Genomic DNA, 22,891 nt, shown 5'->3' on the forward strand with positions numbered 1-22,891 from the left:
AATACCAAAAACACAAAGCTGAAATTTCGCGTTGGGCGTTATTTTTCGAAAAAAATTGAAAATTTTTACTGACCTGACAAGGCCTGTCCATTATTGTCGGTTAGCTTGTTTATTAGGCTGTTAGGCTGTTTTTTAAGCTTGTTTTTTGTGTTTTTATTGATGACTTCGAAAAAAAATAAAATATTTTTTATAAACCTTACTTGACATTTCCGCCGTTTTCCCCTAAGGGTATAGGGGAGTTGAGAGAAAGTGCAGATTCAATTGCAGTGCCGATTCGCAGTATCTTGCTGGATTGGTGCAGTCTGCAGATGTATAATTTCACGTTGCCGTTTGATGGCAGCGTTGCGACCGGGAAAAATTTTCCCGAGAATGATTAGCCCCGCTGAAAGCGGTTTGATCTTGATTTGGTCTTTAAGACTAAAGTGGACGTTTCGGTATATCCGAACGTTTCCCCGTGCCATGGGCGTGTTCACGCCCGATAAGCGGACGAACGAAGAACGGCAGAAATGCGCCGGTTGAAATATGCGCATAAAGTGAGCGCGGTTTTGCCCGGCTTAAGTTAAAGAAAAAATGATATTATTTTAGGAGAAACTATGAGTAAGATTCTTGACGAACACGTGTTTACTTCAGAATCGGTTAGTCCTGGACATCCGGACAAAGTTTGCGATCAGATTTCTGATGCAGTACTGGATTCCTGTCTGGCGAAAGACCCAAAAAGTCGTGTGGCTTGCGAAACCCTTGTAGGGCACAATCTTGTTGTTAATGCTGGTGAAATCACATGCAGCGGCATTGATTCAATCAATACCGAAAAAATAGCCAGAGATGTTGTTAAAGAAATCGGCTACGACAGGAAAGAACTCAAATTCTGGCACGATTCGTTTGAGTACATCTCACGCATACACGGACAGAGCCCTGATATCTCTCAGGGGGTTACCGAAGGCGAAGGCCTCTTCGATGAGCAGGGTGCTGGCGATCAGGGTATGATGTTTGGCTATGCCTGCAATGAAACACCTGAGCTTATACCAACCCCAATTGCTTTGAGCCATCGTTTGCTGATGGAGCTTGATAAGATACGCAAGTCTGGGAAGATCGACTATCTCAGGCCTGATTCAAAGTCTCAGGTTTCAGTGAAGTATGTTGGAGGTAAGCCTCAGTATATTACAACTGTGCTTATCAGCCACCAGACTAATGATGTGCCGCTGGATAAGATTCGTGAAGATCTTGTAAAAATTGCCAAGGATGTCCTTGAGCCTACAGGTCTTCTGCGGGATGATACTGAATACTACATAAACCCGACTGGAAAATTCGTTCTCGGCGGGCCTTACGCAGATGCCGGTCTTACAGGGCGTAAGATTATCGTGGATACATACGGTGGTGTAGGAAGCCATGGCGGAGGTGCTTTCTCTGGTAAAGACCCGTCAAAGGTTGACCGTTCAGCTGCTTACTATTCTCGCTATGCTGCGAAGAATATTGTTGCAGCAGGGCTTGCTGAGAAGTGTGAGATTCAGGTATCTTATGCTATCGGTATGGCTAGGCCTTTGAGCATTAACGTGGAGACATACGAAACCGGCAAGGTTGATAACGTTAAGATTCAGAAGATTCTTGAGTCCGGCCAGATCTTTGATTTCCGTCCGGCAGCAATACTTGAAGATCTAAATCTTCTCAAACCGTCCGGATGGAGCTATATAGATTCTGCAAAATACGGACACTTCGGCCGTGATATGTTCCCATGGGAAAAGACTGATAAAGTAGAACAGCTTAAAAAGGCGCTTTAATATGGCTCGTTTAGAAGAGAAAAAAATTATTGGTGTCGGCTCGCCTGTAATGGATCTGCTTGCCCAGGTGGATGATGAGTTTGTCTCAACACACGCAGGGTCTAAGGGCGGAATGGAGCTCGTTGAGGATATGCAGATTCAAACAATCGTGCAAAACCTCAAATCAGAGCCTGCCATTGCTGCCGGCGGGTCTGCGGCTAATACAATTTTTGCTCTTGCAAAGCTTGAAGTTGCAGCTGCTTTCCTCGGAAAGGTTGGCAGAGATGAGACCGCCAAGGAATATCTCGACCAGTTCGAGAAGCTCAAGGGCGATCTTTCGAAGTTTAAATACTGTGATGAATCCGCTACAGCCAAATGCCTCAGCCTTGTTACTGATGACGGCGAAAGAACAATGCGGACATGTCTTGGAGCAGCGGCTAATATGGCCGAGGGTGATATAGACGTGGAAGATTTCAGAGGCTTCGATCATGCCCACTTTGAGGGCTATCTCCTCTTCAACAAGGAGATGGCAGTTGCGGCATTAAAGGCTGCTAAAAAAGCAGGCTGCTCGGTGAGTTTGGATCTTGGTTCTTTCGAGGTGGTAAAGGCTGCCGGCGATGGGCTCCGCGATTTATTGCGGGAATATGTGGATATTGTCTTTGCAAATGAAGATGAGGCAGAGGCTTTCACCGGAGATTCCAATCTCGAAACTGCTCTTAGCGACCTCTCTGAGCTTTGCGATGTTGCAGTCGTTAAGCTTGGGGCAAAAGGTGCAATGCTTCGTGATGAAACGGGCAAGGCTGTAGTAGAAGCCGGCAAGGCAGAAACAGTGATTGATACTACAGGAGCCGGAGATTACTGGGCAGCCGGATTCCTATACGGATATCTAAACGGTTTGCCCATTAAAGAATGCGGAGAGCTCGGTTCTCTGATAGGTGCAGAAGTAGTTCAGCATCTTGGAGCAGATCTGCCTTCTGAGCGTTGGCAGAATGTGCTTGAGCAGTTCAAGAGCCGTGTTTTAGTAGAATAATCTATTTTTGAATAACAGGAGAATTATATATGACTCAAACAAAGTCTATTAACAAAAAAATCAGTGATTACGCAATTGCGGATATCGAGCTTGCAGAGTTCGGACGCAGAGAAATTGAAATTGCAGAAAAAGAGATGCCAGGGCTGATTGCCATGCGTGAGAAGTATGGCCCAGATCAGCCTCTCAAGGGAGCAAAGGTTATGGGAAGTCTGCATATGACTATCCAGACCGCTGTTCTAATCGAAACACTTATTGCTCTGGGTGCGGATGTTCGCTGGGCATCGTGCAATATTTTCTCTACCCAGGACCACGCTGCCGCAGCTATCGTTGACAGCGGCGTTCCGGTATTTGCCTACAAAGGCGAGACTCTCGAAGAGTACTGGCAGTACACTAAGAGAGCTCTTACATGGCCGGACGGCAGCGGCCCGGATATCATCGTTGATGACGGCGGCGACGCTACACTTATGATTCACCGCGGCTACTTTGGCGAAGATAATCCTTCAATGCTTGATGAGCCTACAGACAACAAAGAAGTGAAGATTCAGAACGAGCTTCTCAAGGAAATCCAGAAGGAAGATAATAAGTTCTGGCATAAGCTGGCAAAGAACTGCCGCGGCGTTGCAGAAGAAACAACAACAGGCGTTCACCGTCTCTATCAGATGAGAGACAAAGGCGAGCTTCTGTTCCCAGCAATTAACGTAAATGATTCTGTAACAAAGTCTAAGTTTGACAATATCTATGGTTGCCGTGAATCCTGCGTTGATGCTATCAAGCGTGCTACGGATGTTATGGTTGCCGGTAAAACCGCTATGGTATGCGGTTTCGGAGATGTGGGCAAAGGTTCTGCTCAGGCGCTTTCAGCTCACAGGGCGAAAGTTCTTATCAGCGAGATAGATCCAATCTGTGCTCTTCAGGCCTGTATGGCCGGCTACACTGTGCGTACCGTGGAAGAAGCTCTGCCAGAGGCAGATATCTACGTTACAGCCTCAGGCAACTGTGATGTTATCACAGCGGAGCATATGAGCAAGATGAAGGATCAGGCTATCGTTTGCAACATCGGCCACTTTGACAATGAGATTCAGGTTGACCAGCTCAACAACTGGCCGGGCGTAACGAAAACAGAAATTAAGCCCGGTACTCATCAGTACACATTCGAAGACGGCCGCTCAATCTACCTTCTCGCTGAAGGCAGGCTCGTTAATCTCGGCTGCGCAACAGGCCACCCGAGCTTTGTTATGTCTAACAGCTTCTCGAACCAGACCCTCGCTGCTATAGACAACTGGCAGAAGGATAAGAAGGTTGATGTTTATCACCTCGACAAAGAGCTTGATGAAGAGGTTGCAAGGCTGCACCTCGGTAAGCTTGATGCACACCTTACCAAGATGACAAAGCATCAGTCTGATTATCTCGGTGTACCGGTCGAAGGACCTTACAAGCCGGAACACTATCGTTACTAAGTAACTGTACCGGAGGGTTTGTGCCCTCCGGTTTTAACTTTCGTTTTTATAACTCTCCGAAGGCAGGGTGCGCAAGTACTGCGCCTTAATATCCTTCAGAGTTTCTTAAAGTGAGTTTACGGAGAACTACTAATGGCATTTAAAAAAGAACAATCATTTGGAACAAAACCAACAGAAGTAAGAGACAGCGATCATTTCACCAGCGAATATGCTGATTCACTGGCTGAAAAATGGGACGATATCATAGACTGGGACAGCAGAGTAAAAGGTGAGGGCAGTTTCTTCATCGATAAGCTGCGTGAATACGGGGCAAAATACGTTCTCGATGTGGCTGCAGGTACTGGCTTTCACAGTGTAAGGCTCATTGAATCGGGCTTCAGCGTTACAAGTGCAGACGGCGCACCATCTATGCTCGCTAAGGCATTTGAAAATGCAAAGGCAAGAGGTCATGTCCTGCGTACAGTTTGCGCAGACTGGAGATGGCTCAATAGAGATGTGCATGGTGAATACGATGCAGTAATCTGCCTCGGCAATTCATTTACTCATCTTTTCAATGAGCACGACCGCCGCAAGGCTCTCGCTGAATATTATGCTGCCCTAAAGCACGACGGCGTTCTTATCATCGACCAGAGAAACTACGACTCTATCCTCGATGACGGCTATTCCAGCAAGCATAAATTCTACTACTGCGGCGATAAGGTGAGCGTTCAGCCGGTGCACGTTGATGAAGGGCTTACACGTTTTGAATATAAATTCCCCGGCAAAGACAGCTTCCATCTCAATATGTTCCCTATAAGGAAAGATTATATGAGAAATCTGCTCGGCGAAGTTGGTTTCCAAACAGTTACTACATACGGCGATTTCCAGACGAGTTTCGAAGAGTCTGAGCCGGATTTCTATGTTCACGTTGCTGAGAAGAAATATAATCCAGAGTTAAAGGAGAAGTAAAATGAGTACAACTTATTCCAAACCAATCCAGGTTGCACGGGATTACTACAACAGCGAAGACGCAGACAATTTTTATTTTCACGTTTGGGGCGGTGAGGATATTCACATCGGCCTTTATGACGGGAAAAATTCTATTCGTGAGGCAAGCAGAGAAACTGTGAAGGCGATGGCCGCCAAACTTTCAAAGCTCGATTCGGATGTGAAGATTTTAGACATTGGAGCCGGCTACGGCGGAGCAGCCCGTTTCCTCGCAGCCGAATACGGATGTCAGGTTACGTGCCTGAACCTCTCTGAAGTTGAGAACGAAAGAGACAGAGCTATGAATAAAGAGCAGGGGCTTGATCATCTTATTGATGTTGTTGACGGCGCTTTTGAAGACCTGCCTTTCAAGGACAGCGAATTTGATATAATCTGGTCTCAGGATGCTATCCTGCACAGCAGCGACCGTGAAAAGGTGCTGAAGGAAGCTTGCAGAGTGCTCAAGAAGGGCGGCGAATTCGTATTCACCGATCCTATGCAGGACGACAACTGTCCGCCGGATGTGCTTCAGCCTATCTACGACAGAATTCACCTCAGCTCGCTTGGAAGCCCAGGTTTCTATAAAGAAGCAGGCGAGAAGGTTGGATTCAAGTTTGTGGATTTCGAAGACCATACATCACAGCTGCCTACACATTACGGCAATGTCCTCAAGGAATTTGAGAAAAGAGAAGATGAGCTCAAAGGTATCGTAAGTGAGCAGTACGCTGCTAATATGAAAAAAGGCCTTCGTCATTGGGTGGAAGGCGGAAACAGCGGCCATCTTGCATGGGGCATATTCCTTTTCAAAAAAGTTTAATTCTCTGATATAAGAGATTCCTTTTCAATTGAGAACGCTGCTTTAATAGGCAGCGTTCTTTTTGGTATGACCTGAATTTTCAATAACTTGTAGGCGTGAAAGCACAAGGCTATTCGGATAATCAATAGCATCCTGCCTGATTAGTATCTTGCTTCCATCTCTCCTGCGCAGCAAAGGGCAATTGCCGAAGCATCCGCCACATCCGCAGGTTTGGGCGGCTCTGCAAGCCCCAGCACAGACTGCAGAGCCTTCTGCATCTGGTCTTTTGTGGCTCTGCCGTTGCCGGTAAGCGATTTTTTGATCCTCGTTGCTGCATACTCAAGCACGCGGATATCTCTCTTCCCAGCCTCCAGAAGGATTACTCCTCTTGCATGCCCCATAAGGATTGAGGTTCTTGGATGCTTGTAATGGGCGTAAAGCTTTTCCACAGCTAAAACATCCGGCACAATTGATTCTATGAGGTTTGAGATGTCTTCAGATATCTGGGCAAGGCGTTTTTCAAGGGGCTGGTCGGTTTTTATCCTTATTGCGCCTGCCTCTATCAGGTTAGTGTTAAGAATCCCGCCCTGCACGGCGGCATAACCGCAGATGCGCAGCCCGGGGTCTATTCCAAGCACCTTCAAACAATCACCCCGTCCTGAATCGTTACTACCCTGTCAGCCATCGAAGCAATCCTTTCATCGTGGGTAACGAGCAAGATGGTTTGTCCGGTTTTGTGGAAGTCTTTGAGAATATCGAGTATTTCCGTTCCCGTATGCCAGTCGAGATTTCCTGTGGGCTCATCGGCAAGAAGGACGCTGGGATTGTTTATAAGAGCTCTGCCGATAGCGGCTCTCTGCCTTTCACCTCCGGATAGCTGGGAAGGCCGGTGTTTGAGCCTTTCGCTCAGCCCGAGCCTTTCGGAAAGCTCCCTGCCTCTTTTCTTTGCAGATGAGCTCTTTGCCGCCCAAGCAAGTGCAGAACAGCCTGCCATCGCGGGAACCAGAATATTCTCCATTACATTCAGCTCTTCAATGAGGTGGTAGAACTGAAAAACAAAACCGATATTCTGATTTCTGTATGAATCGAGCTTCCTGCCCGAGAATCGGCTTATCTGATCCTGAGAAAAATAAACCTTGCCTGAATCGGGCTTATCCAAAGCCCCGAGGATATGAAGCAGGGTGCTCTTGCCCGAGCCGCTCGCCCCCACAATTACTACAAACTCGCCCTCCTTAACGCTTATCTGTGCCCCTTTTAGCACATCAATCTGAGACTGCCCTAGAGAGTAGCTTTTGCAGATATTTTTGCAGGAAATAATCTCTTTCATTTGCCGCCTTTCGGGCTGATTCAGTCTTTAATGCCGAGGTCTTCTTTAGTTATAATGCTCGCAAATTCAAAGCCGGCATCCTTTATGTTCTCCTCAGCTCCCTGTTTGCGATCTATCACTGCCACAATCTTCTTCACCTTCGCTCCGGCCTCTCTTATCACCTTCGCAGCTTCGATCACCTGCCCGCCAGTAGTAGCAATGTCCTCCACGAGCAGCACCACGTCGTTCTTGGTTATCTCTCCGCCTTCTACGACATTTCCTGTTCCATAGCCCTTTTTGCTGTTGCGGATTATTACCCACTTCTTCCCGCTGGCGATAGATGCAGATGCCGCCAGCGCAACGCCGCCGAGTTCGGGGCCCGCAATCATAGTAACATCTTCATCTGCATATTTGGCAAACTCCTCCCCGAGAGCCTTCAAAATGTCAGGACAGGCCTCGAAGAGATATTTATCGAGATAATAATGGCTTTTCTTTCCGCTTCTGAGGGTAAAATCGCCCTCAAGATATGCCTCTTGTTTGATCCTTGCTGTGAGGTCTTGTTTATTCATATTTTGCTTCCTGTTTTTTATTCCTTAGTTTCGTTTATACTTTCAGCTCTGCCGAACCCTTTAAGCTGTCTTTATTGGCTTTTCTAACAGGCTCTACTGCCTTTTCAATTAATTCATCAACCTGCTCCGGGCACCTGCCGATATAAAGAGAAGGCTCGAGAACTTCATTTAGATTTATATCTTTGAAATCTTCGTCTGCTTTGAGCCTTTCGAGTAAATCGTTGTTTCCGCCTTCATTTTTCACCCTTTCAGCTGCCTGCTGGGAATACACCCTTATCTTTTCATGCAGCTGCTGTCGGTTTCCGCCCGCCTTCACTCCCGCCATAAGGATATTTTCTGAGGCCATAAATGGAAGCTCCGAATTGAGCCTTGCCTCTATCACCTTAGGATACACAACAAGGCCGCCGGCAATATTGATAAGTATCTCAAGGATCCCGTCAACAGCGAGGAACGCTTCCGGAAGTACCAGTCGCCGGTTTGCAGAATCGTCAAGCGTGCGTTCAAACCACTGCTCGCCCGCAGTCATCGCAGGGCTGGATGAAAGGCTCAGAACAAATCTGCTAAGCGATGTAGCCCTCTCGCTTCGCATCGGATTCCTCTTGTATGCCATTGCAGAGGAGCCGATCTGATTCTTGCCGAAAGGCTCTTCCATCTCCTTGAGATTTGCAAGAAGACGTATATCGCTGCACATCTTATGGGCAGATTGAGCGATAAGAGCGAGAGTATTAACTGCCATCGTATCGAGCTTTCGCTGGTACGTCTGACCGGTAACTATGCAGCTTTTATCGAATCCGAAGGCTCTGGTAACTTTTTCGTTTAAGGCTTTAACCTTTTCGTGGTCGCCTTCAAAAAGAGATAGAAATGAGGCCTGAGTTCCCGTTGTGCCCTTAACTCCTCTGAAGGGCAGCTTGTAAATACGGTGCTCAAGTTCCTGATAATCCATCACAAATTCATAACACCAAAGAGCAGCTCTCTTGCCTACAGTTGTAATCTGTGCGGGCTGGTAATGAGTGAAGCCGAGGGTGGGCATAGATCTATATTGCTTTGCGAACTTCCCGAGCAGGTCTATCACGGAGGCGAGCTTGGCCTTTACAAGCTCCATCGCCTCGCGGAGGATTATTAAATCGGCATTATCTCCCACATAGCAGCTCGTTGCTCCAAGATGGATGATTCCAGCTGCTGAAGGTGCTGCGTCTGCAAAGGTATGCACGTGTGCCATAACGTCGTGCCGGAATCTCTTTTCATACTCCTTCGCCTTGTCATAGTCTATATTATCCAGATTCGACTTCATCTCAGAGATTTGTTCATCGGTAATATCGAGACCAAGCTCTTTCTCTGCCTTTGCCAGTTCAAGCCAAAGCCTTCGCCAAGTTCCGAATTTTTTATCCGCCCCAAACAGCCTCGACATCTCTTCGGAGGCATTTCGCTCTACAAGCGGGGAAGTATATTTTTCCATCATCAAGCTTTCACTAAATTTAAGATTAAAACCTGCCTGCCCCATTCAATGCAGGCTTTCGCAGTAGAAACATTTTACTAAAATAGCTGTGAAGGTAAATAAGCAGTCTATTTTGTTGTAATTCGGGCTGTTTTTTTTAATATAGGAGCGGAAACTTAAAAACGGGATTTGATTTATGTTCTGGAACAAGGATAAAAACGAAAAAAGGCTTTCAAAGGCTCAGGAGCTTATGGAATGCGATGAGTACGGGAAGGCCGTGGAGACTCTAAGCGAGGTGATAGATTCTCAAGACGCCTCAGCGGAAATAAAAGGGCGGGCCCTTCTTATGAGAGCACACTGCAGAAAATGGCTCGCCACTCACTGCGGAGATGAAATCGATCCGGATTTCGATCCAAATGAGCTGTCCCCCGAAGAGGCTGCTCCCGAGCTGAGCGAAGAGGAAACTGAAGGCATCAGGCTTGCGGTTGAAGACCTGAATGCAGTGATGAAGATTGATAATCTCCCTGAGGAAATGGCAGTTGAGGCTCTAAATGAGAGGCTCAAAGAATATGCCCAGCTCGGTGAATACGACAAGGCTCTTAAAGACATCGAGAAAATACTTTCCGTTGAAAACGGCTGCAGCGAACAGACCGAAGCAGAAATGAAGTTTAAACAGGCCGAATTCTACTGCTGCCTTGAGGATTTTGACAAGGCTTGCGGAAAGCTTGGTGAGCTGATAAACTCCGATAAAACCCCTTTGCCTATTATCGTGAAGGCGATTATACATCGTGCTGAGCTTAATGAAGATCTAAACCGAACAGACTCAGCAAAGGCCGATTATCAGAGGCTAGTTGATATGGCAGATGAAGTTACAGGCCTTGCAGACATCTCACGAAACGCTGCTCGGCGAATTGAAGAGCTTGAAGAAAATGAGCAGAAGCCGGGATAATCCGGTTTTTGATAATCAGGCCGCAGGGAATATTATGGATTACACTGAAGATTCTATAACTGCATACTTTGCTCAGGCGAAAAATTTGAACTCAGACAGATTCCCAATAGGGATTGGAGATGATATGGCGCAGATGCAGCTAGAAAATAGTAACGCCCTTATTTCCACAGATATGCTGCTGGACGGAAGCCATTTTGATACAGATATTCACAGCCCTGAAAACATAGGATACAAAGCTGCGGCTGTCAGCCTAAGCGATGCAGCTGCTATGGCGACAGTACCTTTTGCAATGGTTGCAAGCGTGGGGATTCCAGACTGGTGGGGCGCTGAAAAGCTCAAAGAGCTCCATTCGGGGCTTCTAAGGGCATGCAGTTTGTTCCAGTGTTCGCTCATAGGAGGCGATATAACAAGCTGGCGGGCAGAAGGAAAGCTTGCAGTCTGCTCTACTGTAATATCTCGCCCGGGCGTAACAAAGCCTCTGGAAAGGGGCGGGGCAAAGCAGGAAGATTTGATTTGCGTTACAGGTGAGCTGGGAGGCTCGCTCGAGGGCAAACATATCAATTTTACGCCTAAAGTGAATGAGGCGCTCTGGATAGCGGAAAAACTTTCGCCCACTTCAATGATGGACATAACAGACGGCTTAAGTACCGATCTGCACCGAATTCTGAAAGCCAGCGGGGCAGGTGCGATACTGGAATCAGAGCTTATTCCTGTATCGAAGGCTGCAAAGGACAAAAAGGAGCCTCTACGTGCAGCGCTGAATGACGGAGAGGATTTCGAACTTCTATTTACAATTCCGGAAAAGAACAAGAATTTAATAAAAAACGCAGACTTCAAGATATCAGTAATAGGAAAAATCGCTTCTTCCAACGGGCTGTTTATTAAAAACGCTAGCGGACAAACAACTGAGCTAAAACCAGAGGGCTTTGATCACTTAGGTTAAATTATGATAACATCAAGCGTTGCGGAAACTATCGATATAGGCAGAAAAATCGGCAAGCTGCTCAAGGGAGGAGAGATATTCGCTGTTACTGGCGATCTGGGAGCAGGGAAGACCCACTTTATAAAGGGGATTGCCAGCGGCTGCTGCCAAGAAGCAGCGACGGAAAAAACTACAAGCCCAACGTTTGTTCTGGTTAATGAGTACGAAGGCCGCCTGCTCATTTATCATATCGATGCCTACAGGTTGGAATCTGAAAAAGAATTTGAAAATCTCGGTTTCGACGATATGATAAGTGAGGATTCTGTAGTATTGATAGAATGGGCAGATAAGGTGGCCGGATGCATCGCAGATACAAATCCGATAAAAATTGACTTGAAGCATATCAGTGAGACAAAAAGGCAGCTCAGCTTATCTAATCTGCCGGATTACATATCGGAGAAGCTGCACGATATAAAATAAATTTTGTAATTAGTGTTTCCCGTTTCGGCTTTAAAACAGGGGCTTTATTGGCGGGAATGAGGAGTTTGAGCTATGAAAAAAGTTAGATATTGGATTTTTGCGGCTGTTGTATTTGCCGGCGGGTGGATATGCGGGGCAATTTGTTCGAGTTATCAATTCAAGAGCATATCTATTGCTCCATTCTACAGCAGTTCGCTCACTGAAATAGCTACTGATGCGATAGAACTTCATAAGGGGAAAAGCCGAAAGGTGCTCGAACGCAAATCAGCAGCACTTCCTTTGTTGGCTAAAACATATCACGAAGCCTTCTCAAACTCTATGCCCAAGGGGAAAGCAAGATATTCCTGCTTATGGCAGGTGAAAAGGTTCTATGAGCTCTCCGGCGAGAAAATACCTGAAGAGCTCAAAGAAGTGTTTAATTCAATACCGAAAAGGCCTGAGAACTGCGAAAAAGAAGGCAAAGAGAATAAAAACAGCGGTTAGCAGTGCTCAAAACTTTAACGGCTGATTATCAGAATAAAAAATACAGGGCAGGCTTTGATTCCTGCCCTTTTTGATTAGCTAAAGATTATCTCTGATTTCCCGGTTGATCCTCACACTGCACCAGTCTCTCCCGCACATTGTGCAGTAGTCGGCCTGCTCGGGGCTCATAGCGCTGTTTTTAGAGGCGTCGTCTTTCATCCTCTTAGCTGTTTTCGGATCGAGAGAGAGCCTTATCTGGGTGTCCCAGTCTAAATCTGCCCTCGCCTTGGAGAGCCTTCTGTCCCGCTGAGCGGAATCATTATGCCCTCTTGCAACGTCGGCGGAGTGGGCAGCTATTTTCGATGCCACAACACCCTGCCTTACGTCTTCATTGTCCGGCAGCCCGAGATGCTCGCGCGGCGTTACATAGCAAAGAAAGCTTGCTCCGTAGTAAGCAGCGGCTGTTCCGCCTATTGCGCTTGTGATGTGGTCGTAGCCAGGGGCTATATCTGTAACAAGAGGCCCGAGAACATAAAACGGGGCGTTATTGCAGATCTCCTGCTGGAGCCGCATATTCTCCTCTATCTGGTTGAATGGTACGTGGCCTGGCCCCTCCACCATCACCTGACAGCCTTTCTCCCAAGCACGCTGGGTGAGCTCGCCGAGAGTGCGAAGCTCGGCAATCTGCGCATCATCTGTCGCGTCTGCCCCGCAGCCCGGGCGGAGCCCGTCGCCGAGGGAGAAGCATACGTCGTATTCGTGCATTATATCGCAGAGCTCGTCGAAGAGCTCATACATCAGATTCTGGCGGTTGTGATGGAGCATCCATTTTGCTGTCAACGCTCCGCCCCGAGATACTATCCCGCAAACACGGGATTTCAGCAGAGGCAGATGCTCGCGGAGAAGCCCTGCGTGGATTGTGAAAAAGTCAACGCCCTGTTTGGCCTGCTTTTCCGCTATCTCAAGGACCAGCTCCGGGGTTATATCTTCTACACTCCTTCCCGTTATCGCCTCATATATCGGGACAGTGCCGAAGGGCAGGGGGCAGGCACTTATCAGCTCACTTCGTACATAATCCAGATCCCCGCCCGTGCTCAGATCCATCACGGCGTCTGCTCCGGCCTCAACAGCCACCGCCATTTTAGCCTTCTCAGCATCAATACCTGAGCGTACATCGCTCATGCCGATATTGGCGTTTACCTTCGTGCTCACCTTCCTGCCGATGGCACGGGGAGTGAGATTCCATGAAAGATGCATCACGTTGGCAGGGACTACGAGCCTGCCGGCGGCTATCTCATCTCTGAGCAGTTCCGGTGCAAGCCCTTCATATTCTGCTGCGTTTTCAACAACGCTTGTTATTTCGCCATTTTTTGCTGCTTCGAGCTGTGTAAGCATACTATTTCTCCTTTCTTCGCCGAATAATCCGGCTCAAAATAAAAAAACGTTTCCCCCGATTACACCGGGAGAAACGTTCAATAATTTCAAATATCTCTCCGCCATTCCTACGCAGTTGCCGCTTACGGGTCTGATCAGGTTCGAAGGGTATTTCTCAGGCCTCTTCAGGCCACCCCCGGCTTTTTATGTATTTTAGCAATATCGCCTGCTGGTTGCAATATTGGAAAAGAAAAAACTTAAAAATATTTTAGCAATACCTCTAAAAAGGGTGAGTCAATTTACCAAAATGGGAATTATATCGCTCAAAATTGATCAAATTAAAAAAAAGGCCGAATTTTTTAAAAATAAAAAAAATTTTTCGAACTATTGAGCTGTAATTTTGTAATGGATTCTAAGAACAACATAAAAGATAAAACGAAGAACAAAGCTTTTTCATAACGTACCTCCAAAACATATACTGCGAAGGCCGGTTGAGACTCTCATCCGGCTTTTCTTTTGCCCCCAGAACTTCCTTTTAATGAAGTGATTCGCAATATTACGCCCGAGCCTCATTCTTGGAAGCCAGAATGATTGCCGAACAAGCAGAGAGCCGCGCAGGCAGAATTTGTGATAATTAACTCGCTCTTTTCTGAATCAAGAAAGAGTAATATGAAGCAATATCACTGAGTCCCGTCTTTCAGCTTCTTCACGATTTCTGCTGTTTTTCCGGCGGCTTCTTCGAGTTTTATCAAACTGTTTTCGCTCTCGCTTCTGAGCTTCATTTCCACATTCCCCTCAGCAAGGCTCTTGCGCCCTACAGTTATCCTCACCGGTACCCCCAGCAGGTCTGCGTCGTTGAGCTTTACCCCGGGCCGTGCATTGCGATCGTCCAGAAGCACATCGACCCCCATATCTTTGAGCTCGCTGTAGAGTCTCTCGCCGGCCTCGGCCTCATCTTTCTTGCCAATCGGCACAATAACCGCCTCGAATGGAGCAATACTGATTGGCCATTTTATGCCGCTCTCATCGTAGTTTGTTTCGATTGCGGAGGCCATAATCCTGTTGAGCCCGATGCCGTAGCAGCCCATAAGGCAGGGTTTGCGTTTGCCGTTTTCATCGAGGAATTCGCATTCAAGCTTCGTGCTGTATTTTGTGCCCAGCTTGAACACCTGCCCAACTTCAATTCCCTTCCTAAAGAGCAGCTTCTTGCCATTGTGGGTATCACCCTCGACGGCATTTCTGATATCAGCAGTTTGAACATTTTCGCTTTCAAGCGGGAAATCCCTGCCCGGAACTATATTTTTTACGTGGAAATCGTCCTTATTTGCACCTGCAGCCCCGCCTGACATTGCAGCCGCGCTGTAGTCTATGAAAACCTGATGCGCCTTTTCGCAGAGCCCCTGAGGACCTGCAAAGCCTACTGAAGCCCCTGTAAATTCTTTAATCTGCTCTTCTGAGGCCATTTCGGTTTTCTCCCCTCCAAGAAGCTGAGAGAGCTTTTCTTCATTAAGCTCATGATCCCCGCGCACAACTGCAATTATAATCCTTCCTTCCCTGTCTGAATGTATCAGGGTTTTGATCATCTGCTCAGGCTTAGTGCCCAGCATTTCGCAAACTGCCTCAATGCTGCCTGCATTAGGTGTATGAACCTCCTCAGGGGCGTCGGTAATTTTTTCGTCAACTGCCTCAGCCGGATCGATTGCGGCCTTCTCAATATTCGCAGCATAGCTCCCGTCTTCTGTGTAAACAATTACATCCTCGCCGCTCTCGCAGGGTACTGTAAACTGATGCGAACCGCTGCCGCCCATCTCGCCGGCTTCGGCTTCAAGAATAACGTACGGAACCCCGCACCTCTCAAAAATCTGCTTGTAAGCTTCGTACATCTGCATATAGGTTTTGTGCAGGCATTCGGGACTGGCGTGGTAGCTGTAGCCGTCTTTCATTAGAAATTCACGGGAACGCAATACGCCGAACCTCGGGCGGAATTCATCGCGGAACTTAAAGCTTATCTGGTACATATTTATCGGGAGCTGCTTGTATGAGCTTATCTCATTAGAGCCGATGTAGGCGTAAACCTCTTCTGCTGTGGGGCTGAGGACATTCCATCTGCCGTGTCTGTCCTGAAAACGTGCCATTGTGTCGCCGTAATCCTCATCGCGGCCGGTCTGAACCCAGAGCTCTCTTGGGTGTACGCTGGGCATAAGAGTTTCGCAGCCGCCGGCACGGTTCATCTCCTCACGAACAATCTCTTCTATTTTGCGAAGGGATTTCATCCCCGCAGGCAGGTAGGCATACATACCGCTGGCTATCTTCCGAATAAGGCCTGCGCGTATCATAAGCTGATGGCTTGGAATCTCCGCATCAGAGGGCACTTCCCTTGTTGTGGGGATCAATGTCTGGCTGTATCTCATTTTTTAAGCTCCTGATAAAACCTGAAACTGCTGTCTTATTTTTCGAGCAGTGAATGATAATGTTTCACGAAAATTTAGCAAGCTCTCTGCCGGCCAGACGCGAGAAGTCCTCACAGGCGAACACATAGGTTCGCTCTTAAATATTTTTGTGCGAAAAAAATCCAAAAATTACACTCGGGTTTTGAGGATTACGTTATGAAAAAAAATAGCGAAATTTGCGTAATCGCTCAATTTATATTCGCCATGAATATGGTTTCAGTTATTTCCCGAGTTTAGTCTGCGAGAGTAAAGCTGCCTTGGCTGAAGAATGGATTATGCTTTTTTTCGAGTCCCACTGTAGTTGAAGGCCCGTGTCCTGGCAGGAGTTTTGTGTTTTCATCCAGCACTAACACCTTTTCCAGCAGGCCGTTAATCAGCTGTTTCATGCAGTCTCCGTTTACGCAGCCGGGCAGGTCTGTTCTCCCGATAGACCCTGCGAAAATGCAGTCTCCAGTGAAAACCACGCCCTTATCGAGAGCCTCCAAGCACATCCCCCCTTTGGTATGTCCGGGAACGTGTATAACCTTGAACGACAGCCCGATTACTTCGATTATATCGCCCTCATCTACGACTCTGTCAACTGATTCGAAGGTGAAATCATCGTAAACAGCGCTCACCCCGCTCATATTGAGCTGAGGGTCTTTCAGCATCTGCTCATCATCCCTGTGTATGCAAACCTTCATATCGGGATAATCCTTCTTCAGGGCAGGTATGCCAAGGATATGGTCTAAGTGCCCGTGGGTGAGGATAAGCATCGCCGGTGAGAGGTTGTTCAGGCTCAGATAGGCCAGAAGATTATGGTTCTCAAGGCCGGTATCAATAACCGCGCATTTGCCCGGGTAGTCCCTGCTTGTAACCACATAGCTGTTTGTTTGGTAGCTTCCCTGCTGTATTGTCTTTATATTCATAATTTCACCTCTTTCTTTATTTTGAGGCGGGTAATGATAACATAATTTAATATTTTTTACAGCCCTTAGATAAATTTGTTCATTTTCACAATTCTATAATATATTAAACTTCAATTATAGCCTTTTCTCAAATTGCTTTCAAGTGCAAATGCAATATAATCATGGGCTAATCAGTGCAGAGTTTTGTATTAAAGGGATTTATGAAGAAATTATTTTTAATTACAGTTTTGCTCGCTTCTTTTATCTCTCTATCCTCGTGCGGGAGCTCGCCGGAGAAGGGCGGTACTCAGGAAAGGTTAGTGTCATTATCGCCCAATATTACCGAGCTCCTGTTTGCACTCGGTCTCGGCGAGAAGGTGGCAGGGGTAACCTCATACTGCGACTACCCTGCCCAGTGCAGAGAAAAACAGAGTGTTGGTTCGATAATGGAACCCGATATTGAAACTGTGATCTCACTTTCGCCTGATACTGTATTCATCTCAAACACCGAAATTCACAGGCGTATCGGCAGCAGGCTTGAGGGCATAGGTGCGGAAACTGTGATTGTGGAAACGAAAAATATTGACGATATCTATTCGGCAATTGATAAGATTTCCCGCATTTGCGGCGTGCAGCAGAGAGGATCGGCGCTCAAGGCTCAAATAAGAAAAAAACTTTCCGAAATTAGAAGCCTAAGCTCCGGCGGGGCTGCCCCTAAGGTGCTTGTTGTAGTTCAGCGTGAGCCGATTATGGCAGCTGGTAAAGGTACATATATCGACAGTCTGCTGGAAATAGCCGGCGCAGAAAACGCTGCCGAGCAAAGCGGGTATCCGAAATATAATGCAGAATCGCTGGTAGTGATGAATCCGGATATAATTATCGAATCTGATGCAAAAACCGATGGGATTAAGAAACTGGAGAAACAGAATTATTACAGCAGGTGGAAAACAAATGCTGCTGAAGAGGGCAATGTTTATCAGGTTAATGCGGATGTGGTTTCAAGGCTCGGCCCGAGAATTACCAAAGCCGCAAAACTGCTGCGCAGTATTGTAAAGCAAAGCGAAAAGGGAAAAAAGTTTGCTGGAGATTGAACACCTTTCAAAAAAGAAGCTCCTACTGAGGATTATAATCTTTTCTGCTCTTCTTGCAGGATTGATCCTTTTATGCAGCCTTATCGGCTCTAAAAACCTCAGCGCAGCAAATATTATTGGCGGCATAGTTTCCGGAGAAACTTCCGAAAATGTTGACTGGCTCATACTTTTCGAAATAAGACTCCCTCGCTGTCTTCTTGCGGCGATTGTGGGGGCGTCTTTATCTATAGCTGGGGTTGTGTTTCAGGCACTTCTCAAGAATCCCCTCGCAGACCCATACATCCTCGGGATATCCAGCGGTGCTGGGCTCGGAGCGGTAACCGCAGCTATAACTGGCTTTACGTTTACGTGGGCTGGAATTAGCGGAAAGGGGATAATGGCCTTCGCCTTTGCTCTTATAACGATATGGATAGTTTGGACGATAGGCAAACGTACGGGCAAAAACAATATGACAGGTCTCCTTCTTGCCGGTGTTGTAGTGAATTCGTTTTTCTCGGCTGTTATAATGTTTATGATTACCGCAGTTAAAAGCGAAGATCTCCATGCCACTCTGCTCTGGCTGATGGGCAATGTGCGGGATGTTCGTCCGGGGAACCTTTCTGCGGGACTTATTCCGCTTATTCTCTCGGCAGCTGTGTTGCAGGGATTTGCCCCGAAGCTGAACGTAATCACATTCGGCGAAACTGATGCGAAGGCTCTGGGGATAAACACTGCCGGCCTGCGGGGCATCTGCTTTGCCTGTGCTGCGTTCGTAACAGCCGCTGCCGTAAGCCTCAGCGGACTTGTAGGCTTTGCAGGGCTTATTGTTCCGCATACAGTGCGGCTGATATTCGGCCCTGACCACCGCCAGCTCCTCCCGCTCAGTGCTCTTTGCGGGGCAAGTTTTCTGGTGGTCTCCGATACGCTTGCAAGAACCGTTATAGCTCCCCAGCAGCTTCCGGCAGGGATTATAACCGCCTTCGCGGGAGCCCCGGTTTTTGTGTATCTTCTCTTGAAATCTTCAAAAACGAGGAAAATTTATGGATGATCCAATGCAGCGAGACGTTCAGGATGAGAGTTTGAAGAATCAGTGGTTGTATGTGTTTGTGTTTTTTGCTCTGCTTTACGGTTTCACTGCCCAGAGAGGCGTAAGCTGGCAGGATAACGGCGAATATCAGTGGCGAAGCTGGAACGGGCAGATAGTTTCGCAGGAATACGGGCTCTGCCGCAGCCACCCGCTCTATATGACGATTGGATACGGAATTTCCAAACTGCCTTTACCTTTCCCGATGAGCCTTAATATATTCAGCGCAGTTATGGGGGCTGTTGCAGTGGCAAATTTTTCAATGCTTTCAAGATTTTTCACTAAAAAAAGCTTTTTGATCCTCGGCCTTACATTTTGCCTCGGCCTTTCCCATACGCTTTGGTGGCTCTCAACAATAACCGAAACATACACAACCCATCTTGCGATATTCACTTTCGAGCTGCTGTTTCTTTTCAGATACATCAAGACCGGCAGGCCTTCAAATTTGTATTGGCTTGCCCTTTTTAACGGGCTCGGGATCTCCGTGCACAACCTTGCCCTGCTATCAATTCCAGTGTATGCGGGTGTTGTGATATATATGCTGTCAAAGAGGCAAACCAATTTCAGGCACATATTTTCTGCAGGGCTTTTCTGGGCTGCGGGGCTCTCGCCTTTGATTGCCGCTTCTGCATTCAAGCTTAGCGGGGAGCCTATGGGCTTTGGAGAGCTGGTAATGGATATCTTAGTGGGCGGTTACGGAGATGAGGTGTTTAATGTGGCTGGTGTTACAAAATTTGCCCTGCCGAACGCATTTTTCTCTTCTCTCAACTTTGCCAATCTGCTTGCGATTTTTGCGTTAGCTGGAATTGTTGCTTTATTAAAAAATTTCCGCAGAGCAGGCTTGCTCAGAAAAACGCTTGTCTTTCTTACCACTGTTCATTTTCTGTTCTATATTAGGTACTCAGTCCCTGATCAGTTTATGTTTATTCTTCCCTCGCTTGTTCTGATTGGTCTGTGTTCGGCAAATGCATTCGAATTTTTCAAAGTTCCTCGAAAGATTCAGGATAGACTTTGCTATCTCCTTCTCGCTTTCGCTGTGCTTCAGCCGCTGGTATTTTCCGGAGTTTGCAGTTTCGCTCAAAGGCATGAACTTGCAAAAAGAGAGCGGACGATCGATAGAAGAAACGAGGCCAGATACTGGATAAAGCCTTGGAAAAATAATGAAAGATCTGCTCAGCTATGGTCAGAGGCGGTTGTGGAGCTCGTTCCGCAGGGCAGCGTTCTCATTGCGGATAACTCTTCAAGATATGCTCTGTTTTTTGCTCGGGAAAGAAGCGGGAAAGATATAACTGTAATCCACGGGGCGCCTGAGAAATTCGACAGGGAGGAAGCGTATTTCTCAGTAACTCAAATAAAGTCTTCTCCTGAGCATCGGGAGTGGCAAAAGATTCGCAGCTTCCCGAGGCTCTACGAGCTGAAATAGTTCTCTTGACTGCAAGGCATAATTTGACTATTCAGCCCGAATTATTAGACTGTTCTGTCTTGAGTTTTCTTTTTAACCTCCACTAACACAAATAGCGAAGGATTATTATGATTAAGATTAATGAAAATTTTCTCAAGCTCCAGGCGGGTTATCTCTTTCCGGAAATCGCCCGCAGAGTTAATACGTTCAAAGACCAGAACCCGCAGGCCGATGTAATAAAACTTGGTATCGGTGATGTAACCAAGCCGCTCGTGCCGGCAATCGTAAAAGCGATGAAAAGTGCGGTGGACGATATGGGAACTGCCCAGGGCTTTCACGGATACGGTCCGGAACAGGGATACGGTTTTCTCGTTGAAAAAATCCTTGAATGCGACTACAAGCCTCGAGGCGTATCGCTGGATAAGAGCGAGATATTCATCAGCGACGGCTCCAAATGCGACACCGGAAACCTGCAGGAAATCTTCGGGATTGATAATGTGGTAGCCGTGCAGGACCCTGTTTATCCGGTGTATGTTGATACTAATGTGATGGCAGGCAGAACAGGTCAGGCTTCCAAAGACGGAAAGTATGAAGGCATCGTTTATATGCCTTGCACAGCGGAGAACGGCTTCGCACCAGAGCTTCCCTCGGAGCAGGTGGATATGATATACCTCTGCTACCCGAACAATCCCACAGGCAGCGTTGCAGAAAAGGCTACGCTAAAGAAGTGGGTCGATTTTGCAAAAGAAAACAAAGCACTCATTCTTTACGATGCCGCATATGAGGCGTTCATACAGGATGATTCAATCCCGCATTCGATATACGAAATTGAAGGTGCGGATGAAGTGGCGATTGAGTTCAGGAGCTTCTCGAAGTCAGCCGGTTTTACCGGCGTTCGCTGCGCGTTTACTGTTGTTCCGCACAAGCTCAAGGCATACAAAAAGTCCAGCGGCGAGGCGGTAGAGGTTAATCCAATCTGGAACAGAAGACACTGCACGAAGTTCAACGGCGTTTCATACGTTACGCAGAAAGGCGCTGAAGCTGCATATTCGCCGGAAGGGCAGAAGCAGATCAAGGAAGTGATTCAGTATTATATGAACAACGCTTCGGTAATCAGGGATGCTCTCAGCAGCCTTGGCTACAGCGTTTACGGCGGCGAAAACGCCCCGTACGTATGGCTCTCCACAAAAGACGGAATGAGCTCGTGGGAATTCTTCGACCTCCTTCTCGAAAAGGCGCATTTAGTGGGTACGCCCGGTGCCGGCTTCGGCGCAGCAGGCGAGGGATACTTCAGATTGAGCGCGTTCAACGAGCTTGATACTGTTAAAGAGGCGATGGATCGAATCGCAAAGATAAGCTGAAAATTTGCAGCTTAATAAAGTTGATTAATGCTCCGCTGTCTGTTAATGCCGGCGGAGTATTTTTTTTGCTACAGGTTTTCTTTTCCTGCCCGATAGCTGGAAGGTGTTTTACCCGTATGTTTTTTGAAAGTCCTGTGGAAGAAATAAACATCGGAAAAGCCCACGCGGTCAGCGATTTCATTGCATCTAAGGGAGGTGGTTTTAAGAAGCGTTTTTGATGCATTTATCCGGATGATTTGCTGGTAAGTTATTGGAGACACTCCAAACTTTTTCTTGAAAGCTCTGAAGAAATATCCCTTTGACAGGTGCACCATAGATGTGAGTTTTTCAATAGGTATTTGGTTTGTGTAATTTTCCTCAATATACGCTTTCACCTTATCCATTGGAGAGATAGAGCTTGAATCCACTGCTGTTAGAATATGGTGTTTTACGATGAAATTGAAAATTCCAAGCAAACCAAAATTGGCCTGATATTGTGATATAATGCTTGAGCTGTTCAGGTATTCTATCAAATCAGAAAACATATTGTTCAGTGTGTTTGTCTGTTCATTAGAGAATATTAGGTCAGTATCGAATGCGGCTTCAACCCCGGTAAGCAAAAAAATTAGCTTTTCAAAAGGAAGCTCCAGAAGCAGGCCATTTTCAGATTTGAAGGCAAATGTTATCTCAGAGTAAACCGTTTTTTGCCAGTGAGAAACAAAGTCGTGTTTCTGGCCGGGAGAGAGCAGAACGCATGTTCCCGGGCGAGCCTTGTGAAAAAGTCCTTCTTTGAGGTATTCACCGTGCCCGTCGGTGTACAGCACTATATGGTAAAACGGATGTGAATGTTCACTGAAAGTTCTCTTCGGGCCTACCGGCCTGTCCTGATGAATCGCTCCGTGCAGAAACAGCGGCCTGTACTGGTTTTCGTTGTGAAATAATGATAAAACCTGCGATCTTTTCACAGTGTTAGCGGTGTTTACGAAATTCTTCATATGTCACTATCATACAATAAAAAGTTGGGATAGTACATTTAATAATTGTCAATTTGAATTAATATAAGTTAGATACGCAAGATTCATTGTCAAGCTTTGGCTTATCCATCAGCTCGCTGAAGATTTTATGTTTTTTGTGTGTTTATGATTTAGACTAAAGTTT

Annotated in this window: 21 protein-coding genes; 13 read left to right on the plus strand and 8 right to left on the minus strand. The window is 46.9% G+C overall.

Annotation, left to right across the window (positions count from 1 at the left end):
• Positions 1 to 593 precede the first annotated feature (593 nt).
• The 5 genes from metK to STSP1_RS11270 all read left to right on the plus strand — a co-directional run bounded on the left by metK (position 594) and on the right by STSP1_RS11270 (position 6,024).
• Positions 594 to 1,775, plus strand: coding sequence for a methionine adenosyltransferase (gene metK / locus STSP1_RS11250; RefSeq protein ID WP_085756421.1), 1,182 nt, complete (start codon positions 594 to 596; stop codon positions 1,773 to 1,775).
• A gap of 1 nt (position 1,776) precedes the next feature.
• Complete coding sequence (locus tag STSP1_RS11255) at positions 1,777 to 2,784, plus strand: adenosine kinase (RefSeq protein WP_085756422.1); 1,008 nt, start codon at positions 1,777 to 1,779, stop codon at positions 2,782 to 2,784.
• A gap of 29 nt (positions 2,785 to 2,813) precedes the next feature.
• On the plus strand, positions 2,814 to 4,241 hold the full coding sequence (gene ahcY, locus STSP1_RS11260) for an adenosylhomocysteinase (RefSeq protein WP_085756423.1): 1,428 nt from the start codon (positions 2,814 to 2,816) through the stop codon (positions 4,239 to 4,241).
• Between the two features lie 132 nt (positions 4,242 to 4,373).
• Positions 4,374 to 5,189 carry a glycine/sarcosine N-methyltransferase gene (locus tag STSP1_RS11265; protein ID WP_085756424.1) on the plus strand — a complete coding sequence of 272 codons (816 nt, stop codon included), beginning with the start codon at positions 4,374 to 4,376 and terminating at the stop codon, positions 5,187 to 5,189.
• A 1-nt stretch (position 5,190) separates the two neighbouring features.
• A complete protein-coding gene (locus tag STSP1_RS11270) occupies positions 5,191 to 6,024 on the plus strand; it encodes an SAM-dependent methyltransferase (RefSeq protein WP_085756425.1) in 834 nt (277 codons plus the stop codon).
• Between the two features lie 140 nt (positions 6,025 to 6,164).
• Here the strand turns inward: STSP1_RS11270 and ruvC are convergent, their stop codons facing one another.
• From ruvC to purB, 4 genes are read right to left on the minus strand one after another with little or no spacing between them, the layout of a single operon-like run.
• Complete coding sequence (gene ruvC, locus STSP1_RS11275; protein ID WP_226997534.1) at positions 6,165 to 6,641, minus strand: crossover junction endodeoxyribonuclease RuvC; 477 nt, start codon at positions 6,639 to 6,641, stop codon at positions 6,165 to 6,167.
• A gap of 2 nt (positions 6,642 to 6,643) precedes the next feature.
• Positions 6,644 to 7,330: an ABC transporter ATP-binding protein gene (locus STSP1_RS11280; RefSeq protein ID WP_085756427.1), complete on the minus strand. Its 687-nt coding sequence runs from the start codon at positions 7,328 to 7,330 to the stop codon at positions 6,644 to 6,646.
• Between the two features lie 20 nt (positions 7,331 to 7,350).
• A complete protein-coding gene (pyrE, locus tag STSP1_RS11285; protein ID WP_085756428.1) occupies positions 7,351 to 7,878 on the minus strand; it encodes an orotate phosphoribosyltransferase in 528 nt (175 codons plus the stop codon).
• A 34-nt stretch (positions 7,879 to 7,912) separates the two neighbouring features.
• Complete coding sequence (gene purB / locus STSP1_RS11290) at positions 7,913 to 9,337, minus strand: adenylosuccinate lyase (RefSeq protein WP_085756717.1); 1,425 nt, start codon at positions 9,335 to 9,337, stop codon at positions 7,913 to 7,915.
• 172 nt (positions 9,338 to 9,509) lie between these two features.
• On the opposite strand from purB, the gene STSP1_RS11295 reads away from it, so the two are divergent.
• The 4 genes from STSP1_RS11295 (at position 9,510) to STSP1_RS11310 (ending at position 12,147) form a co-directional block, all read left to right on the plus strand.
• Positions 9,510 to 10,262, plus strand: a complete 753-nt coding sequence (locus tag STSP1_RS11295) for a tetratricopeptide repeat protein (protein WP_085756429.1) — start codon at positions 9,510 to 9,512, stop codon at positions 10,260 to 10,262.
• Entirely contained in the window at positions 10,243 to 11,205 is a 963-nt protein-coding gene (locus STSP1_RS11300; protein ID WP_161491721.1) for a thiamine-phosphate kinase, read from the plus strand. The genes STSP1_RS11295 and STSP1_RS11300 overlap by 20 nt, the downstream gene beginning before the upstream one ends.
• Before the next feature lie 3 nt (positions 11,206 to 11,208).
• On the plus strand, positions 11,209 to 11,664 hold the full coding sequence (tsaE, locus tag STSP1_RS11305) for a tRNA (adenosine(37)-N6)-threonylcarbamoyltransferase complex ATPase subunit type 1 TsaE (protein ID WP_085756431.1): 456 nt from the start codon (positions 11,209 to 11,211) through the stop codon (positions 11,662 to 11,664).
• 72 nt (positions 11,665 to 11,736) lie between these two features.
• Positions 11,737 to 12,147: a hypothetical protein gene (locus tag STSP1_RS11310; RefSeq protein ID WP_085756432.1), complete on the plus strand. Its 411-nt coding sequence runs from the start codon at positions 11,737 to 11,739 to the stop codon at positions 12,145 to 12,147.
• Positions 12,148 to 12,225: 78 nt separating this feature from the next.
• On the opposite strand, the gene thiC is transcribed toward STSP1_RS11310, so the two are convergent.
• From thiC to STSP1_RS11325, 3 genes are all read right to left on the minus strand, one after another.
• Positions 12,226 to 13,521 carry a phosphomethylpyrimidine synthase ThiC gene (thiC, locus tag STSP1_RS11315; protein ID WP_085756433.1) on the minus strand — a complete coding sequence of 432 codons (1,296 nt, stop codon included), beginning with the start codon at positions 13,519 to 13,521 and terminating at the stop codon, positions 12,226 to 12,228.
• A 659-nt stretch (positions 13,522 to 14,180) separates the two neighbouring features.
• A complete protein-coding gene (locus STSP1_RS11320) occupies positions 14,181 to 15,911 on the minus strand; it encodes a proline--tRNA ligase (protein WP_085756434.1) in 1,731 nt (576 codons plus the stop codon).
• Positions 15,912 to 16,183: 272 nt separating this feature from the next.
• Positions 16,184 to 16,858, minus strand: a complete 675-nt coding sequence (locus STSP1_RS11325; protein WP_085756435.1) for an MBL fold metallo-hydrolase — start codon at positions 16,856 to 16,858, stop codon at positions 16,184 to 16,186.
• Between the two features lie 200 nt (positions 16,859 to 17,058).
• Between STSP1_RS11325 and STSP1_RS11330 the strand changes: the two genes are divergently transcribed.
• The 4 genes from STSP1_RS11330 to STSP1_RS11345 all read left to right on the plus strand — a co-directional run bounded on the left by STSP1_RS11330 (position 17,059) and on the right by STSP1_RS11345 (position 21,754).
• Positions 17,059 to 17,928, plus strand: coding sequence for a heme/hemin ABC transporter substrate-binding protein (locus STSP1_RS11330; protein ID WP_085756436.1), 870 nt, complete (start codon positions 17,059 to 17,061; stop codon positions 17,926 to 17,928).
• Entirely contained in the window at positions 17,915 to 18,955 is a 1,041-nt protein-coding gene (locus STSP1_RS11335) for a FecCD family ABC transporter permease (protein WP_085756437.1), read from the plus strand. Before STSP1_RS11330 ends, STSP1_RS11335 begins: the two co-directional genes overlap by 14 nt.
• Entirely contained in the window at positions 18,948 to 20,414 is a 1,467-nt protein-coding gene (locus tag STSP1_RS11340; RefSeq protein ID WP_085756438.1) for a glycosyltransferase family protein, read from the plus strand. Before STSP1_RS11335 ends, STSP1_RS11340 begins: the two co-directional genes overlap by 8 nt.
• 107 nt (positions 20,415 to 20,521) lie before the next feature.
• Entirely contained in the window at positions 20,522 to 21,754 is a 1,233-nt protein-coding gene (locus tag STSP1_RS11345) for an LL-diaminopimelate aminotransferase (RefSeq protein ID WP_085756439.1), read from the plus strand.
• Between the two features lie 68 nt (positions 21,755 to 21,822).
• On the opposite strand, the gene STSP1_RS11350 is transcribed toward STSP1_RS11345, so the two are convergent.
• Entirely contained in the window at positions 21,823 to 22,728 is a 906-nt protein-coding gene (locus tag STSP1_RS11350; protein ID WP_085756440.1) for an AraC family transcriptional regulator, read from the minus strand.
• Positions 22,729 to 22,891 lie beyond the last annotated feature (163 nt).

The organism is Sedimentisphaera salicampi, assembly GCF_002117005.1.
Classification (GTDB): domain Bacteria; phylum Planctomycetota; class Phycisphaerae; order Sedimentisphaerales; family Sedimentisphaeraceae; genus Sedimentisphaera; species Sedimentisphaera salicampi.